17 protein-coding genes are annotated in these 16,366 nt (G+C 63.9%); 13 read left to right on the top strand and 4 right to left on the bottom strand.

Annotated features, from left to right (window positions below):
• Window positions 1-12: 12 nt before the first annotated feature.
• From GF399_07815 to GF399_07805, 3 genes are all read left to right on the top strand, one after another.
• Entirely contained in the window at window positions 13-1,119 is a 1,107-nt protein-coding gene (locus tag GF399_07815; GenBank protein ID MBD3400224.1) for an alpha/beta fold hydrolase, read from the top strand.
• Window positions 974-1,531 (top strand): GNAT family N-acetyltransferase, encoded by a 558-nt coding sequence (locus tag GF399_07810; protein ID MBD3400223.1) that lies wholly within the window; start codon window positions 974-976, stop codon window positions 1,529-1,531. The genes GF399_07815 and GF399_07810 overlap by 146 nt, the downstream gene beginning before the upstream one ends.
• Before the next feature lie 106 nt (window positions 1,532-1,637).
• On the top strand, window positions 1,638-3,269 hold the full coding sequence (locus tag GF399_07805; GenBank protein MBD3400222.1) for a protein kinase: 1,632 nt from the start codon (window positions 1,638-1,640) through the stop codon (window positions 3,267-3,269).
• Window positions 3,270-3,529: 260 nt separating this feature from the next.
• Here GF399_07805 and yidD read toward each other — a convergent pair whose 3' ends face one another.
• A complete protein-coding gene (yidD, locus tag GF399_07800) occupies window positions 3,530-3,853 on the bottom strand; it encodes a membrane protein insertion efficiency factor YidD (GenBank protein ID MBD3400221.1) in 324 nt (107 codons plus the stop codon).
• Between the two features lie 183 nt (window positions 3,854-4,036).
• On the opposite strand from yidD, the gene GF399_07795 reads away from it, so the two are divergent.
• From GF399_07795 to GF399_07755, 9 genes are all read left to right on the top strand, one after another.
• Window positions 4,037-4,723 carry a hypothetical protein gene (locus GF399_07795; GenBank protein ID MBD3400220.1) on the top strand — a complete coding sequence of 229 codons (687 nt, stop codon included), beginning with the start codon at window positions 4,037-4,039 and terminating at the stop codon, window positions 4,721-4,723.
• A gap of 4 nt (window positions 4,724-4,727) precedes the next feature.
• On the top strand, window positions 4,728-5,417 hold the full coding sequence (locus tag GF399_07790) for a hypothetical protein (protein MBD3400219.1): 690 nt from the start codon (window positions 4,728-4,730) through the stop codon (window positions 5,415-5,417).
• Between the two features lie 376 nt (window positions 5,418-5,793).
• A complete protein-coding gene (locus GF399_07785) occupies window positions 5,794-6,516 on the top strand; it encodes a DUF429 domain-containing protein (GenBank protein ID MBD3400218.1) in 723 nt (240 codons plus the stop codon).
• Between the two features lie 10 nt (window positions 6,517-6,526).
• Window positions 6,527-7,300, top strand: a complete 774-nt coding sequence (locus tag GF399_07780; protein ID MBD3400217.1) for a DUF429 domain-containing protein — start codon at window positions 6,527-6,529, stop codon at window positions 7,298-7,300.
• A 303-nt stretch (window positions 7,301-7,603) separates the two neighbouring features.
• Window positions 7,604-8,353, top strand: coding sequence for a hypothetical protein (locus GF399_07775; GenBank protein MBD3400216.1), 750 nt, complete (start codon window positions 7,604-7,606; stop codon window positions 8,351-8,353).
• A gap of 308 nt (window positions 8,354-8,661) precedes the next feature.
• Window positions 8,662-9,225 carry a hypothetical protein gene (locus GF399_07770; GenBank protein ID MBD3400215.1) on the top strand — a complete coding sequence of 188 codons (564 nt, stop codon included), beginning with the start codon at window positions 8,662-8,664 and terminating at the stop codon, window positions 9,223-9,225.
• Between the two features lie 98 nt (window positions 9,226-9,323).
• The gene (locus GF399_07765; protein MBD3400214.1) at window positions 9,324-9,812 is read left to right on the top strand and encodes a DUF429 domain-containing protein; all 489 of its coding nucleotides are present in this window, start codon (window positions 9,324-9,326) and stop codon (window positions 9,810-9,812) included.
• 59 nt (window positions 9,813-9,871) lie between these two features.
• A complete protein-coding gene (prfA, locus tag GF399_07760; GenBank protein MBD3400213.1) occupies window positions 9,872-10,948 on the top strand; it encodes a peptide chain release factor 1 in 1,077 nt (358 codons plus the stop codon).
• Window positions 10,949-11,040: 92 nt separating this feature from the next.
• A complete protein-coding gene (locus GF399_07755) occupies window positions 11,041-12,213 on the top strand; it encodes a Fic family protein (protein MBD3400212.1) in 1,173 nt (390 codons plus the stop codon).
• A 99-nt stretch (window positions 12,214-12,312) separates the two neighbouring features.
• Here GF399_07755 and GF399_07750 read toward each other — a convergent pair whose 3' ends face one another.
• From GF399_07750 to GF399_07740, 3 genes are all read right to left on the bottom strand, one after another.
• On the bottom strand, window positions 12,313-12,753 hold the full coding sequence (locus GF399_07750) for a hypothetical protein (GenBank protein MBD3400211.1): 441 nt from the start codon (window positions 12,751-12,753) through the stop codon (window positions 12,313-12,315).
• A 322-nt stretch (window positions 12,754-13,075) separates the two neighbouring features.
• A complete protein-coding gene (locus GF399_07745) occupies window positions 13,076-14,179 on the bottom strand; it encodes a hypothetical protein (GenBank protein MBD3400210.1) in 1,104 nt (367 codons plus the stop codon).
• Between the two features lie 128 nt (window positions 14,180-14,307).
• Entirely contained in the window at window positions 14,308-15,273 is a 966-nt protein-coding gene (locus GF399_07740) for a hypothetical protein (protein MBD3400209.1), read from the bottom strand.
• A gap of 395 nt (window positions 15,274-15,668) precedes the next feature.
• On the opposite strand from GF399_07740, the gene selD reads away from it, so the two are divergent.
• Window positions 15,669-16,366: selenide, water dikinase SelD (gene selD, locus GF399_07735; GenBank protein ID MBD3400208.1), on the top strand; the 698-nt coding region annotated here is incomplete at its 3' end.

The raw sequence follows: 16,366 nt of genomic DNA, 5'->3' as shown, positions 1-16,366 counted from the left end.
CACGACTTGGTGATGGTCGGCTACAGGGGCGCCGAGGGGCGGCCGGTGCTGCGCTGCCCCGGGGTGGAGGAATTCTTTACTAACGCTCGGGAGCCCCTGCGGCGGGAGAGCCTGGTGGAGCTGGCCCGGTGCTGGGGAAGGTGCCGGCGTCGGCTGGAGGACGCCGGTCATGATCCGGCGGATTACACCATCGTCGACGTCGTCGACGACCTCGAGGCGGCGCGCCGGCGGCTGGGCTGCGAGCGCATCAACCTGCTGGGGGCCAGCTACGGCAGCCGGCTGGGCTGGCTCTACGCCCGCCGCTATCCGCAGAACGTCCGGCGGATGGTCCTCTACGGCGTCAACCCCCCGGGACGCTTCGTCTGGGAGCCGGCAGAGACCGACGCCCTGCTGCAGCGCTGGGCCGAGCTGTGGGCGGCGGACGCCCGGGCCCGCTCGCGCTGCGCCGAGCTCATCGAAGCCGTCACCGCGGTGCTGAAGCGGCTGCCGCTGGACTGGAACGGCCTGTACCTCGACGCCGGCTGGACGAGGGTCAACCTCTTTCACGCCCTGTTCCGGGTCGAGAACGCCGTCCGGGCGCTCGATGCCTTCGTCGACGCCGCAAACGGCGACTGGGCCGGACTGGCGGCGCTGTCGCACTACCGCCGCCCGCGCCAGCCGGCCTGGGGCGAGCTGGCCGCCAAGGGGCTCAGCGCCGACTACGATCCCGACCGCGATTACCTGAACGAGCTCGATCCGCCGGGCGCCCTGCTGGGCTCCCCCCTGTCCCTGCTCTACTGGGCTCCGGTCCAGCTCGACGGCTGGCAAGTCGAGACGATCGACGAGGACTGGCGCCGCCACGGCCCCGTCGAACCCCCGACCCTGCTGGTTTCCGGCGGGCTCGATCCGGCCACCCCGCCGGCCTGGGCCGCCGAGCTCCACCCCCACCTGACGGCGGGTCAGCGGGTGGTCGTGCCCTACGCCGCCCATTGCGATGATCTCGAACGCCTGCAACCGGAGGCCTTCGCCCGTCTCCTCGGCCGCTTCCTCGCCGAGGGTGTCGTTGATGAATCCGCCTTCGTCCGGCGCCCCCCCTCCTGCACCCCGGAGGTCAAGCTCGGTGAACTCCTCCTCCGCTGAAAACCCACTGATTCGACCGTTCGACGACGACGCTGCAGCCGTCGTCGCCATTCTGCGCGCCAACGAGCAGTACGCCTTTCCCGCCGTCGAAGGGCCACAGGCGATGAGGCGCGTGGCCGCCTGCGAGGCCGCCGTCGACCGCGTCGCCGAACTCGACGGCCACGTCGTCGGCTACGTCAAGGCCGTCTACGACGGCTCCCGGGCCCTGCTGCACCTGCTCAGCGTCCATCCCGGATACCAACGACGGGGCGTAGGCCGCGCCCTGGTCGAGGCCGTCGAACTCGAGCTGCGTCGTCGCGGCGCACCCTCCCTCTCCGTGTTGGTGACCCGGGGCAGCGTCGGCTGGTGGGAGCGGCTGGGCTTCCGACCCACCCCGGCCTTCCTGCTGCTAAAAACCTACGCGGATAATTAAAGTCCCGCGCAGCGCACGGCAGCCGAAGGTTGCCATCGGGCCCGAAAGGACCTAGAATTAACATGCACTGTTTCGCACCGCCAGCCCATCATCGCCGGGAGATTTGATGTACTGCTTCCACTGCGGCGCCCGCCTCAACGAAAACGTCGACTACTGCCATAAATGCGGCCGTCCCGTGGTTCGGCTCTCCTCCACCCAGACCTCGCCCCTAGAACGGCTCGACGCCGACAGTATTCCCGATTATATCGGCAAGTACCGCATCCGTCGCCGGATCGGCATCGGCGGCATGGGCATCGTCTTCGCCGCCTTCGACGAAAACCTGGGTCGCGATGTGGCGATCAAGGTCCTACCGATGCGCCTGGCCGAGCGCGAAGGCTATACCGAACGCTTCATCGCCGAGGCCCGCCGCTCGGCCGAGCTCGAACACCCCAACATCGTCATGATCCATGACGTGGGCCAGGACCAGGGCCGGGCCTACTTCGTGATGAACCTGCTCAACGGCAAGAGCCTGGAAAAGGTCATCGCCGAGCAAGCCTTCAGAGTCAAGGAAAACGTCCAGTTGATCGTTCAGCTCACCCGGGCCCTGGGCTACGCCCATTCCAAGGGCGTCATCCACTGCGACGTCAAGCCGGGCAACGTCATCGTCGGCTCCGACGACCACGTCACCCTGCTGGATTTCGGTATCGCCCGCGCCGCGGCCAGCCAGGAAAGCACCGCCGTCGGCACCCCGGAATACATGAGCCCCGAGCAGTGCCAGGGACAGAACGTCGACGCCCGTTCCGACATCTACTCCCTGGGCGTGCTGATGTACAAGCTATTCACCAAACGACTGCCCTTCACCGCCGACAAGAAGGTCGCCGTGGCCTTCAAACAGATCAACGAACCGCCCATCCCACCCAGGATGATCGAGAGCCGCATCCCCGAATGGCTCAACGAGATCATCCTCAAGTGCCTGGAGAAAAACCCCCTCGACCGCTACCAAAGCGCCGCCGAACTGGCCAACGATCTCGACGCCGGTCTCCGGCGACTCTACGCCGAGGAAAAACAGGATAAGGAACGACGAGGCACCACGGAGCTGACCCCGGCCGAACAGTGGCGCTACCGTCGACGCCGGATCGTCGGACTGATCCTGATCGCCCTGGCCGTCGGCGGTCTGGTCTGGGGCGCGATCGAAATCATCCCCCAACTCGGCGGCGCCGAAGAGGAAACCGTCGCCGAAAACCCCCTCGGCGACGAACTGGTTCTCTCCAAAGAGGAAGTCACCCTCAAAGTCAACACAACGCCCGACGAAGCCTCCCTGTTCATCGACGGCCAAAGCTTCGGAACCACACCGCTGACCACCAGGCTGCCCCGGGGGCGCAGTTACACTCTGCGCTTCGAACGTGAAGGCTACGCCCCCCTCGAAACCACCTTCACCCCCGGCGACGGCGACCTGGTCAACTTCAACGTCGAACTCTCCCCGGCCACCTACGGCTGGCTGCGCATCCAAGGTGAACCCGGCTCCAAGGTCTGGATCGATGACCGCTACATCGGTGCCCTGCCGCTGGATTCATTAAAACTGCTGGCCGGCAAGCGGGTCATCCGTATTGAACGCGGCAGTGAGATGATCAACCGCGAAGTGTACGTCACCACCGGTCGCATCGTGCAGCTCAACCTGGGCGGTACCGCCCCTCCAACGGCGGATACCGAGACGCCCTCCGTCGAAGAGGCCGAGAATCTGCTGCTTGACGGGGATTGAACCGCGCCCGGTGCGAACGGCGAGACCCCGACATCGTCCGTTCGGCACCCTAACACCTCAGCCGGGGAGCCGGCACGGTTTTTGCGGAGGCCGACCGTTTGCATCGTTCGCAACGGTCGCCGAGATGCAAAAACCGTGCCGGCTCCCCGGCGCGGGCTCGTGGGGTATGGGTCGGGGTCTCGCCGTTCCCGCAACCGAACACGCCGGCTGAGCGCCGGCGTGTTCGGTTGCGGGCCGCCTGCGGCGGCGCACCGGAGCCGCTAGGGTGGATCGTAGCCGTAACCGCCCCAGGGGTTGCAGCGCAGGATGCGCCAGGCGCCCATCAGGATGCCCAGGGCCAGGTTGTACTTGCGCAGGGCCAGAGCGGTGTACTGGCTGCAGCTGGGGACGAAACGGCAGGTCGGTGGTTTGTACGGTGAGATGTAACGCTGGTAGAGGCGGATGAGGGTGTAGAAGGGGGCGATGGTCAAGCGGTGGAGCAAGCCCAGCTCGTTCCAGGCCGGCGCGAGGTGCTCCCAGCGGGAGGGATCGTCGTCGAGGAAGGGGTCGCTGATCGGCGGTTCAACTTTATGCTTGCCTGACATAGTGTGTTGATTATACAATGGGGATGTTAAAGATAATAGTAAAACGTCCGTAGAAAACGTGATCGAACGTGATCAATTGATGAGGGTTTCCTGAGTTCGATCAGCTGGTCTCCCTGTTGTCTTCTTAACCGGCCCCGCCTTAACATCCACGAGTTTGGTTCGATGACTTGTCGGGAACGAATTATGTTGTCAGCGGCCGTGGTCTCCGCGCTAATTGTCGCGGGTTGCGACGGCGGTGACCGGCGGGATCAAGCCGACGCCGAACCCTCCTGGAATCTGCTGGACATCGTCGAGGTCGACGCCGCCGAGCCGGAGTTGGTTGCCCACGCCCGGCCGATCGTCTGGGAGATCGAGCCCTTAGGCGCCCACGGTGGAATGTCCGGCTATATGTTGGCCGGCGTCGAGTACCTGCTGAACACCCATGCGGACGAACTCAACGCCACCTATCGTCGTTTCCTGCACGATGACCCGATGCTCTGTGGCGAGGTGACCGCCCATATCACCACGGAATCCGGGGTGTTCCTGTTCTGCTCTCTGGAGGAGAATACCACGGGCAACGAGGAGCTGGGCACGGAGCTGTTGACGCAGATGCAGGACTGGGATTGGCCTTCGTCGGGCCGCGACGTTTTCCGCATCCATCTGCACCTGCGGCGTAATCTGGGCACGGGCCGGGGTTTCATCGCCGCCGGGTCCCAGGAGCTTAAGCCGGCGCCGCTTCCGCCGCCGCCGCCCGTCGAGGAGGAACCGACGGAGGAGGGCGCCGGGATGACTGAGGATAAACCGCAAACAGTGGAATCGAGCACTGAACCCGCCGGGATCGGTTCGAGCCCCGAGGGCTACGGCGAGACCGGAGCAACGAGCGGGGAGTGATGAGATGATCCCGCGTCGCGTGTTTGTCGTGATCTGCTTGCTCGCCGTAGGAGCCTGCGCCGCCCAGGTGGATGTCTACGTCGGCGGCGTTTGTCTGTTGTACCGCGACGGTGCTTTCGTCCAGTCCTGGCCCGGTGACTATCCGCCCGAGCTCGGGGAGACGGCGATCGCCGCGGGCGACGAGATCGAGCTCCACGCCGCCGCCGACCAGGACGACGAGCGGTTGGCGGAGCTGTTGGAGCTCCTCGAAAGCTGCGGCGAGGTCACAGTCCGGGAGCGGGAGCTGATCGTCGAGCCGCTGGACGATCCGAACAGCGTTGCCTGGGTCGTCGCCGCCGACGACGTCCCGCCGTCGCATTTGGCCGCCGCGGTTTACTACCTGCGCGGCAAGGCGGACTACGTCCGTCACGGTTGGCGGGAGTTCGTCTCCGACAAGGTGCTGGCCCTGACCGGTTGGGGCGCCGTCGAAGTCGTCTTCGAGGACGGTGTCCTGAAGCAGACCCGCTATCAGGCCTGGGGCTCGCCGGCCCACGAGCGGTTGCTGGAATGGGGGGTGATCGACAGCGACGATCCGGCTGCCGAGTACGCCGACCACCCCGAGGCCAACGGCGTTGCCGAGTGGCTGGTCGCCGAGGGGCTGAGTCCGCTCTACGAGGGCGACTTTACCATCGTGGTGGCGTATCGCTGGGAGTAGCGGCGGTTCCTCTGGTCATCCGGACCGAGCGGCCCGACCGATGGCTTTGACAGCCGACGAAGTGTCAGATAACCTTGTTCGTTCGTACAGTTCCAACCGGCGAATAACACGCAGCTTCGTCGACAACCCCGGCGGCGGCGCGCTCGTTGCCCGGGTTCAGCCGGCCCTGTGCCGGGTGAACCCGGCTGCGAGAAGCGTGACACCGGCGGCGACAACGATGAACGACCGAGCGTTTCAGCGAAGAACGGGCCGTGGCCGGCGACAGAAGATGCTGTGAACGGGAGGTTGGTTGTGGTTTCAGCGGGTGGTCCTTTGGGACCGCCCGCTGACGTAGCGGTGTATTCAAACACGACAGACTCGAACCGGTAATCCCTCGATGAAACTCACCGCCCTGCTCGGCCTGGACGGCGGGCGTAACCGCTGGACGGGCTTCAAGCTGCTCTGCGACCGGCGCGGCCGCGTGCTGCACCAGGCCCTGCGCCGGACGAAACGCGGCCGCCTCGACCCGGAGGCCGTGCTGGAGGAGTTCGGCGAGCCCGAGGTTCTCTGCGTCGACGCCCCCCTGGGCGGCCGGGGTCGAGCGACGGACTACCGACCCTGCGACCGGGGAGCCCGGGAGTACCTGGGGCCCAACCGCGGCTCGGTGTTCTACGTACCGTCGAAGCGGCGCTTCCGGGCCTACAAGCGCAAGCCGGACACGAGTCAGGCGGACCTCAATCAACTGAGCGACCCCGGGAAGAAACTCTCCAGCCAGGTCTGGGGGGTGCTGCGCTACACGGCGGCCGCCGAGGAGCTGCGCCGGGAGCTGGGCGGCCGGCGGGTCATCGAGGGCCACCCCGAAACGGCCTACCAGGCCCTCAACGGCGACGAACCGCTACGCTGCAAGAAAAGTGAAGACGACGGGCGGCTGGAGCGCATCAAGCTGCTGCCCTTCGAGCTGGAGGAGCTGGGCCCCCTGGACGCCGACGCCCTGGACGCGGCGGTTCTGGCCCACGTAACCTGGTGCGCCTGGCGCGGCGGGGCGCGTGTGATCACCAACGAGCGCGGACCGCGCAGGGCCGGCCTCGGCGGGAAATATCCGGGCATCTGGCTGCCGTAAAGGAGGATCAATGTGTACTGTTTTGGGTTTAGATGGTGGAGATAATAGATGGACAGGAGCTTTACTAACATTAGATACTAACGGAAATATTCATACAAATACTCTTGATATAACAAATCATTGCTGCTTAAAATATACTTCCATTTACCAGCAATGGAAGAATGCAGATGTGATTTGTATCGATGCGCCAATTGGCGATAGAACCAAAACTACAGGTTTTCGACCATGTGATGTTAGCGTAAGAAAGACACTAACAATAAATAGGAATCGCGTCTTTCATGTCCCATCTATTCAAAGATTTCAAGCGTACAATAATAACTCCAATATAACACATACACAAATTAATAATATTCCAGATAAAGGCGTTGATTTATCAATTCAAGCATTCTGTAACTTGCAGTATATTTCGGCTGCTGAAGATATCCGGAAACATTATAGTAAACATAGTAATGGAATTGTAATTGAAAGTCATCCAGAAATTGTATTTTATAGATATAATAATAATAATCTATTAAATAAAAGGACTATACAAGGCAGAAGTCGGAGGGAGTCTATATTGCAACATCATATACCAAATATTATATGGGGTAATATCCATAATATACGTATCGGACAAACAAATATAGATCCTTGGTGTAAAAAAAGAGGCCATGATACAATTGACGCATTAGCTATGAGCTTGGTAGCTAGAGCATATTTCTTAAAAACCGCAAAGGCTATTACTAATCAGATTTTGCCCTTTAATCAAGCTAATGCTTCAATGGTTGCTATCTGTGTGCCCTGAGCCCGGCGGGTCACGGCTCTTGCCCGCTGCCGCCTCCTCGTTCCCCACCCTGACTCCCCGTTCATAGGCGGGGAGTTTTGCACCGGTGGATAGAAACCGGCCGGATGCGCACCAACCGATGCGCCCTGAACGGTTCCACCTCCGACCGAGCCCTAAACCTATAATCGTCTGATAATAAACGGCTTAGGTAGACATCAACTCCTGCACTGCAACAAAGACCCCGCTTTGGCACGCTCCTTGCAATATAACTACGGCGCAAGTCAACGACCGGCCTCCGCGCCGACAACCCCAAAGGAGTGAGCCATGTCCGCCATGCCCGCCCGCAAACTCGACAAGCAGCAGCGCCCCCAGAGCTCCCCGCAGGTCGAGCCGCAGCAGACCCCCCTCGCCGACCGCGACTGGCACCCCGACGTCGGCCTCGAGTACTCCGCGCGCCGCGCCGCGACCCCGCGCCTGCGCACCGGCCGCCAGTACGAAGCCGAAGCCGCCCGGCGCGAAAACGCCGACCGCGCCTGGCACCCCCGGGTCAGTGAACCGCAGACCGGCGTCAGCTCCGCCGACGCCGCCTGGCATCCCGAGGTCGGCGCCAAGTTCAGCGATCCCGCCGCCCGCCGCAGCGTCGAGACCCGCGCCACCGTCGAACGTAAACATGCTATCAGCAAGCTGGCCGACAGCGCCTGGCATCCCGCCGTCGACGACGTCCGCCTACCCGAGGTCCGGCGTCACGAGGGCTGGCGCCCGGTCGAGGCCCCGAACGTCGACGGTCCCGTCCGCACCCGCGCCCCGCAAACCCCGGCCCGGGCCGCGGCCGTAGCCGCCGAGGCCGACCGCGCCTGGCATCCCGGCGCCGAAGCGCAGATCTTCAACGGCCCCGCCGTCGTCGAAGCCGACCGCTCCGTCGGCGATCGACGCGGCGGAAGCTGGCACCCCGAAGTCAACGCCGAACCGCGGACCGAGCGCGCCGTCGCTCCCCGACCCAGCGCCGAAGTCAAGGCCCGCGGCGCGGCCATCCGCGAATTGGCCGACCGCGCCTGGCACCCCGCCGTCGACTAACCAGACTGGACAACCAGTCCAACAACGAACCAACGGGAGGGCCGCGCCCTCCCGTTCGTTCGTGCTGTTCCAACCGGCGAAAAACACGCAGCTCCGTCGACAACCCCGGCGGCGGCGCGCTTGTTGCCCGGGTTCAGCCGGCCCTGTGCCGGGTGAACCCGGCTGCGGGAAGCGTGACGCCGCCGGCGACAACGCCGAGCGGCCCGACCGCTGGCTTTGACAGCCGACGAAGGGTCAGTTAACCTTGGATGAGTGACCATCCGACAAACGCCGCAAACAGAAAACCCCCTGTTCACGAAAGGGAAACGATGCGCAAAATCACACTCCTCGTTTGTTTACTGGCCGTCGCCACCCTGGCCCAGTTTGGCCTGACCGGCTCCAGCGTCGACACCAGCCACTACGAGCAGACCGTCGAGAAGTCCGCGCAGATCAAGGAAGAGATGGACCAGCTCAACTACCAGGTCGACCAGGCCCGCGACTTCCTCGTCGTGCTCTACGGCGACCACGGCAAACCCGATCCCTTCGAGGAATCCTCCTCCGCCGGGGAGAACGCCGGGACGCTTCAGGGCTCTATCGACGCCGCCGAGCAAGCCAAGGCCAACGAACACCTGGGCAACTTCTGGGACCTGCCGGACACCATCAGCGACCTGCTCGAGCGCAGCACCGAGCTGCTACCCACGGTGGTCGAGGACCTCGAATCCGTCGCCACGGACCTCGAGGAGAACCCGGCCTCCGCCACCGAGCTGGGCGCCATCCAGGACAACCTCAACGAGGCCCGGGACAACCTGCAGGCGACCATCGACCAGTTGCCGATGATCCAGGCCGACGTCGAGACGATCACCGCGATCCTCGAAGGCCTTACGGGCGAGTAGCTCCACTCGACTCCGGGCCGGGGTGAACCGCCCCGGCCCGTTTTCTCTATCCACATGGAGGTTTTTGATGGCCACGGTTCTCGTCCTGGACGACGGAGCTGTACGGCCGGCTGGCGGATCAGCGCCGTCAACGGGGCTGTGACCGCCATGCCAAGAGGGTGGTTTCCGCCGAACTGCAGTCCTCCTTCTACGCCGTGCCCAGTTCCGCCGATGTCGACGAGTACCTGGAGTCCGGCAAGGTCGGTCAAGGTCACATCCGCTGTCTGGTGCCCTACATCGTCGCCGCCGAGAGTATCGCCGCCGGACACAGGCGGGTTATCGAGGGCCATCCGGAGCTGACCTTCGGCAGATTGAGCGGCGGAGCCCCCCTGGAGAAAAAGAAGACGCCCGGCGGTATCCTGAAACGGGTCGAGCTGTTGCCGATCTCAAACCACAGCGGTCTGTCCGGCGATCACCTCGACGCCTGCGCCATGGCGCTGACCGCCCGGGCCTACCATCTCGGCCACGCCGTCGCCTTCAGCAACGACGGCGGACCGCTTAAGCAACAACAGGCCCGGGGTACGACGCCGGCCATCTGGAGCATCTAGTTGCCCTGCCGCTTCGCCTACGCTATAATCGCCCGTCGCCAAACCTCCCGGAGCTGTCCATGGCCCTGCTCGAGAAGCTGGAAAAGATCAAGGAGCGCTACGACGAGCTGACCCGGCTGCTGTCGGACTCCGCCGTCTACGCCGACCAGCGCCGCGCCGCCGAGCTGGGCCGTGAGCAATCCCACCTCCAGCCCGTCGTCGAGGCCCTGCCCCGCTACCGCGAACTCGCCGCCCGCATCGCTGACGATGAAGCCGTCATCGCCGCCGGCGAGGACCCGGAACTCGTCGAGCTGGCCGAGATGGAACTCGACGAGCTCAAGGAAGAACTCGCCGGGATGGAGAAGGAGCTGCGGCTGGCGCTGCTGCCCCGGGACGAGGCCGAGGAGCGCAAGGCCATCGTCGAGATCCGCGCCGGTACCGGCGGCGACGAGGCCACCCTCTTCACCGCCGACCTCTTCCGGATGTACTCCCGCTACGCCGAGCATCAGGGTTGGAACATCGAGGTGATGGACTCCAACCCCACCGAGGTCGGCGGAATGCGCGAGATCACCTTCGCCGTCGAGGGCCGGGGCGCCTTCGGCCACCTGCGCTTCGAGGGCGGCGTCCACCGCGTTCAACGCGTCCCCGTCACCGAGAGCCAGGGCCGTATCCACACCTCCGCCGTCACCGTCGCCGTCCTGCCCGAGGCCGAGCAGGTCGAGGTGAATATCAAGAGCGAGGACCTGCGCATCGACGTCTATCGCTCCAGCGGACCCGGCGGCCAGTCCGTCAACACCACGGATTCCGCCGTGCGCATCACCCACCTGCCCACCGGCCTGGTCGTCTCCTGCCAGGACGAAAAATCCCAGCACAAGAACAAGGCCAAAGCCCTGCGCGTGCTGGCCGCCCGCCTCCTCGACCACGAGCGACAGCAGGCCGAGGCCGAACGCGCCGCCGAGCGCAAGCAGATGATCGGCTCCGGCGACCGCTCCGAGCGCATCCGCACCTACAACTTCCCCCAGAACCGCCTCACCGACCACCGCATCAACCTCTCCCTCTACTCCCTCGATAAGGTGATGCAGGGCGACCTCGACGAGCTGATCGAGGCCCTCAGCCTGCACCGCCGCGAGGAACTCCTCGAAGAAGCCGGCCTCTAGGTTTCCCCCTCCCCGCTTGACCTTATTAATAAAATAGGATAATATTTAAATAAGCTAACGGCTTATTTAAGTTGCTTTACCTATGGGGGGACATGAAACGTACCGAGGTCGGTGAATACCGTACCAATCATATTCCAGGGGAGAGCTTTCTGGCTTTTATCCCCGCGCCGCTACCACCCCAACCGCCCCTGCTGCTGGAGGAACCCCGGCTTCAGTTGCTGCTCGAACGAGCCAACCGAGCCTTGGGACGCCTGGACGGAATGACGCTAAACGCGCCCTACCTGCCCGACACCTCCTTCTTTATCTACTTGTACCTTCGCAAGGAAGCCGTTCTATCCGCACAGATAGAGGGTTCGCAGAGTACCTTGACGGACCTGTTGCTTTTTGAATTGGATAGAGAATCAACCGCGCCCCTCGACGATATTACTGAAGCCTCCACTTATGTTAAGGCCATCAACTACGGACTGGAACGTATTCGGAGTGGCTTTCCTTTTAGCAGCCGCTTAATGAAGGAAGTACATGGAGTACTGTTGGCTGAGGGACGGGGCAGCACAAAAAACCCCGGTGAGTTCCGCCGCAGCCAGAACTGGATTGGTGGGACACGTCCCGGCAATGCCATTTACGTTCCTCCGCCATCCGACGAAATCGGACGGCTAATAAGCGAACTTGAAGCCTTCTACCATCAATCGGCCGACGAGTTGCCGCTGTTGGTACGGATCGCTCTGGTCCACGCCCGTTTCGAGACCATCCACCCTTTCCTCGACGGCAATGGTCGTTTGGGCCGCCAGTTTATCACCCTGCTGTTATGCGCCGAGGGAGTACTAGAAGAACCTTTCCTTTATCTGAGTCTGTATCTGAAACACAACCGCGAGGTTTATTACGCCCTGCTTCAACAGCTTCGGACAACCGGAGATTGGGAAAGCTGGCTTGAGTTTTTCCTAACCGGCATCAAGGAAACAGCGCAACGAGTCGTAGAAACGGTGCGCCTCTCCCTTGAGTTGTTCGCTGAGGATCAAGAACACCTGAAAAGAACAGCAGGGAATCGACACTCCTGCCATCTTCTGCATCAAGCTTTTCTGAGACAGCCGTATTTAACCGGCGCCAAAGCAGCCGAGATGACTGAATTGGCTTACCCCACCATCTACAGTTCCTTCGAGTTGTTGGTAAAAGAAGGCCTGATACAGGAAATAACCGGGCGGCGGCGCAACCGTATCTACGTCTATACCCGTTACTTCACCCTGCTCAACGAAGGGGTCGAGCCCTAGTCTTGTCGAGCTCTAGTCTTGTCGAGCTTGGTGGAAGATACTGGGCGGACCGTTGGGTCCGCCCTTGCGCAGCAGTTAAACGAACGCTGGTTGACAAGCCTACGGCAGGGTGGCCAGCTCGTAGACCTCGCCCTGGTAGTAGCGGTAGATGGCGCCGTCGGCGTCGATGCCGTAGATGATGTAGTCGTCGGCGGCGATGTCGTAGAAAACGGAGAGGGAGTAGGGTCCGGGGCCGGGGAAGGCGCCGGAGCGCTCGAAGGCTCCGCCGCCCCACTTGTAGAAGACGCCGTCGGCATCGATGCCGTAGATGATGTAGTCGTCGTAGTCGACGTCGTAGAAGGCGCTGAGATCGTGGGGACCGGGGCCGGGGATCGGGCCGACGTCGCGGATGCTGTCACTGGTGATACGGTAGACATAGCCGTCGGCGTCGGCGGCGTAGGTGATCCAGTCATCGGCTGCGGGGTCGTAGAAGGAGCTGACCTGGGGCGCGGCCGCGGCGGCCAGGGCGACGGCCAGCAGGCAGAGGGTGAGCTTGCGCATGGGTTCTCCTCGGGGTGTGTCTGCGGGGTAGGGTCTATGGGGCTGCTTATCAGCATAGCCCCTTTAGGTTAACGGTTTCCAGTTTTTCCGGCGAAAGGCTTCAGCACCCGGCATCGGCGTCGAGTCCTGAGGGTGGGCTTACGGCGCTTCCCCCGGGCCCGTCACGGTTCTTGCGTTCCGGCTGGACCGGTTGGTCCAGCCGGGCAAGAACGCGCGCCGGGCCCTGCTTCAAGCCGGGAGCCGGCGTCGAGGGACAGCCGAAGGGGGCGGACCCTTGGGTTCGCCCCCGCATCTCGGTGGGTCGTCTGCGTTAGGGGCGGTGTTATTCTTCCAGGCTCTTGATCCATTCGACGGCGGCGGTGACGGCGTCTTCGGGGACGAAATGGCCGCCCGCGAAGGCGTGGAAGGATACGTCGTAGCCCAAGCCCTCGAGGAGTTCACTGGCGCTCTGTCCGGCCTCGAAGGGCACGGAGCTGTCTTCTTCACCGTGGCAGATGAAGAAGGGCAGGTCGGCGGCGGCTTCGAGGTCGGCCTCGGTCAGGCCCATCTCCTCGGTATCCAACCAACCGCCGAAAGGCAGGGCGCCGTCGAAGATTTCGGGGTTTTTCAGGGCGATGTCGTAGGTCATCCCGGCGCCCTGGCTGAAGCCCATCAGGTAGACGCGCTGGGGCTCGTACTTCTCGCGCAGCTCTTCGACGACGGTCAGGACGTAGTTCTCGGCGTTCTGGCGGGAACCGGGGAGCTCGCCGTCCGCGGTCCACCACAGCCAGGTGAAGCCGACACTGGAGGTCGAGTAGGGGTGGGGGGCCCGGGGGCAGGCCAGGGTAAACTCGGGACCGAAGTACTCGGCCAGGCGGGAGAAGCGCAGCGGGTTGGAACCGTAACCGTGAAGGGCGACGATCAGGGTCCGCGGCGCGCCCTCTTCGAGGAGCTTGGCCTCGACGACGGGGGTGGGCAATTGGATCTCGGCCGAGGTCCAGTGCAGGGGGGGGATGGCGGCCAGCCGGGCCTCGATTTCCGCAATCGCCGTTTCGGCGGCCAGGGTGAAGACCTCGCTGTCGCGGACCTTGTCGAAGTCGCCGTCCTCGGCGATCAGCCAGGCGTCCTCGAAACCGGCGTCGACGGCAAGTTCGAGGTAGCGGGCGGCCGGCTCGGCCTCGCCCAACAGGCCGTAGCAGCAGGCCAGGTTGTAGATCGAAGTCGCGTCGCCGGGGCGACCCCGAAGGTAGGCCAGGTAGTGGCGGGCGGCCTCGAGGTAGTCGGCGGCCTGATAGGCCTCCCAGGCGGCTTGGCGCTCGGCCTCGTAGTCCAGGCCCAGGAACTCCCCGGCGGCGGGGTCCAGGGGATCGATCTCGGCGGGCTCGAGGGCCGTGGCGACTGTGACGGTCAGTATCAGCAGTGATAACAGCAACGTCCGGCGTGGCATTTAATCCTCCTCGGATGGTTGTGGCGCTGGAGGGTTAGTTTACAACGTCGGACCTTCGCTGTCGACAGCGGGAAAACGCCCGCCGGGTGGCGGGCGTTGGTTAACCGGTGCGGGTAATGTCGGGTCGCCTATTCGGTGTCGGCCTTGAGCGCACCCCAACTGGTCGGGACGGTGTTCCAGTCCTCCTGGATGGTGAAGGTCCACTCGTCGGAGCCGAAGTTGCCCAGGCCGTCCTCGGCCTCCCAGAGGACTTCGACTTCCTGGGCGCCGGCGAACTCGGTTGCGGGGACGTACTCGACGGTGAAGGAGCCGTCACCGTTGTCGGTAATGGTGCAGTCGGCGGTGACGTCGGTCTCCTCGACCTCGACGACGATGGTGGTTCCGTCGGTGCCCTTGTCGTCATCGACGATGTCGAAGACGATGGCGGTATCGCCGGGCACGCCGGTGTCGCCGGGGGCGGGATCCTGGTTGGCCGAGTAGGGACCGTCCATGTCGTCGTCGACGATGGCCCGGATCAGCATGGCGCCGAAGAAGTCGTAATCATACCAGCTACTGCTTTGCCACCACCAGGCCGAGCCCTCGGGACCGGGATTCTGATCATCCTGGGGTGCGTTGTCCAGGCCGTCGATGGAGTCGTCGGAGAAGAGGTAGAAAATGTCGGAGGTGCTGAGGGCCAGCGGCTCGTCGAGCGTAAACTCGACCCAGCGGTCACCGGAGCCGCCGTCGTCATAGAAGGTCTGGTAACCGCCGATCAGGCTGTTGCCCTCGTCGGGCTCACCGGCATCGTCACCCAGGACGTCGAGGTAGTAGTTGCGTCCCGTGCTGTTGTAGCAGGTGAGCTTGATCCGCACCAGGTAGCAGTCGTAGGGGGCCTCGAACATGGAGGCGAAGCCGGCGATGCCACCGCTCCAGTGATATTGAGCGTCGCCGTCGTCGTTGATCAGCTCGTCCTCGGTGGGCGGCTGGGGTTCGATGGTTATGGCGCCGGAATCGGCGTCGACGGAAAGCCCGGGCGCGGCACCCGTCTCCAGGGTCCGCTCGGCGGCCAGGGCGGCCAGGGGGAGGCAGAGCAACAGGATCAGGAGGTGTTTCATGGTGCACCCTTTCTCTGATGGTGAATAGTGAGACCCTCAGTATAAAGTGCGATTCAAGTCTCCCAAGTAAGATTTACTATCTATTATCGACTTCACTTTGTCAAGCCTCGTCGCCATTCGTCACCGCTCGGCGCCAGCGCTTGACTCCAGCGCCCACGGGCGGGGGGGCCGGTTAGCGACCCGCAAATCGAGGGTTCTGACCGGAATGCGGCCTTTCCAGAGCCGAGCAGCCGGCACATCCACCCGAGCCATGATTGCTTGGAAGGTCATAATCGTGTATCATTCTTCCTCCCATGACTAACGATCGCGACCACAGAGAAGAGCTCCGGCGGTTGACCGTCAGCGTCAGCTGCGCCGGGTGAGCGGGTAAGCTGGGCCCCGCGGCCCTGCGGCGGGTGCTGGACGCCCTGCCCCCCGTTACCGACGAGCGGCTGCTAACGCCGGTGCACCACGCCGACGACGCCGGCGCCGTGCGCCTGGGCGACGGCCGGGTCATGCTGGCCACCACCGACTTCTTCACCCCGGTGGTCGACGACCCCCGCGCCTACGGCCGCATCGCCGCCGCCAACGCCCTCTCCGACATCTACGCCATGGGCGCCGAACCCCTGGGGGCGCTCAACATCGCCTGTTACCCGCAGCATGAGTTCCCCCTGGAATACCTGATCGAGGTCCTGCGCGGCGGACAGGAGAAGATGGCCGAGGCCGGTGTGGTCCTTCTCGGCGGCCATACCGTCACCGACCAGGAGTTCAAGTACGGACTGGCCGTCTTCGCCGTCGCCGACGAGGGCGAGCTGTGGCCCAACGCCGGCGCCCGCCCCGGCGACTTCATCGCCCTCACCAAACCCCTGGGCACCGGGATCCTGGCCACAGCCCTCAAGGCCGGCGAGCTTTCCAACGCCGGCCTGGCCGAACTGACCCGAATCGCCGAGCGCCTCAACGGCCACGCCGCCCGCCTGATCAAGCCCCTCCGCCCCCGCGCCTGCACCGACGTCACCGGCTTCGGCCTCGTCGGCCACGCCGGCGAGGTGGCCCGCAACTCCGGCGTGCGCTTCGTCATCGAACTCGACGAGCTGCCGATCATCAGCGACGAGGT

Source organism: Candidatus Coatesbacteria bacterium (genome assembly GCA_014728225.1).
Classification (GTDB): Bacteria; RBG-13-66-14; RBG-13-66-14; order RBG-13-66-14; family RBG-13-66-14; genus WJLX01.
This window is presented reverse-complemented; position numbering and strand designations above follow the sequence as displayed.

Coding starts and splice junctions, on each gene's coding strand:
- GF399_07775 (MBD3400216.1), top strand. CDS start 7,604: ATGTCCGCCATGCCCGCCCGCAAACTCGACAAGCAGCAGCGCCCCCAG.
- GF399_07740 (MBD3400209.1), bottom strand. CDS start 15,273: ATGAAACACCTCCTGATCCTGTTGCTCTGCCTCCCCCTGGCCGCCCTG.
- GF399_07790 (MBD3400219.1), top strand. CDS start 4,728: ATGATCCCGCGTCGCGTGTTTGTCGTGATCTGCTTGCTCGCCGTAGGA.
- GF399_07770 (MBD3400215.1), top strand. CDS start 8,662: ATGCGCAAAATCACACTCCTCGTTTGTTTACTGGCCGTCGCCACCCTG.
- yidD (MBD3400221.1), bottom strand. CDS start 3,853: ATGTCAGGCAAGCATAAAGTTGAACCGCCGATCAGCGACCCCTTCCTC.
- prfA (MBD3400213.1), top strand. CDS start 9,872: ATGGCCCTGCTCGAGAAGCTGGAAAAGATCAAGGAGCGCTACGACGAG.
- GF399_07745 (MBD3400210.1), bottom strand. CDS start 14,179: ATGCCACGCCGGACGTTGCTGTTATCACTGCTGATACTGACCGTCACA.
- GF399_07815 (MBD3400224.1), top strand. CDS start 13: ATGGTCGGCTACAGGGGCGCCGAGGGGCGGCCGGTGCTGCGCTGCCCC.
- GF399_07785 (MBD3400218.1), top strand. CDS start 5,794: ATGAAACTCACCGCCCTGCTCGGCCTGGACGGCGGGCGTAACCGCTGG.
- GF399_07810 (MBD3400223.1), top strand. CDS start 974: ATGATCTCGAACGCCTGCAACCGGAGGCCTTCGCCCGTCTCCTCGGCC.
- GF399_07750 (MBD3400211.1), bottom strand. CDS start 12,753: ATGCGCAAGCTCACCCTCTGCCTGCTGGCCGTCGCCCTGGCCGCCGCG.
- GF399_07755 (MBD3400212.1), top strand. CDS start 11,041: ATGAAACGTACCGAGGTCGGTGAATACCGTACCAATCATATTCCAGGG.
- GF399_07780 (MBD3400217.1), top strand. CDS start 6,527: ATGTGTACTGTTTTGGGTTTAGATGGTGGAGATAATAGATGGACAGGA.
- GF399_07795 (MBD3400220.1), top strand. CDS start 4,037: ATGTTGTCAGCGGCCGTGGTCTCCGCGCTAATTGTCGCGGGTTGCGAC.
- GF399_07805 (MBD3400222.1), top strand. CDS start 1,638: ATGTACTGCTTCCACTGCGGCGCCCGCCTCAACGAAAACGTCGACTAC.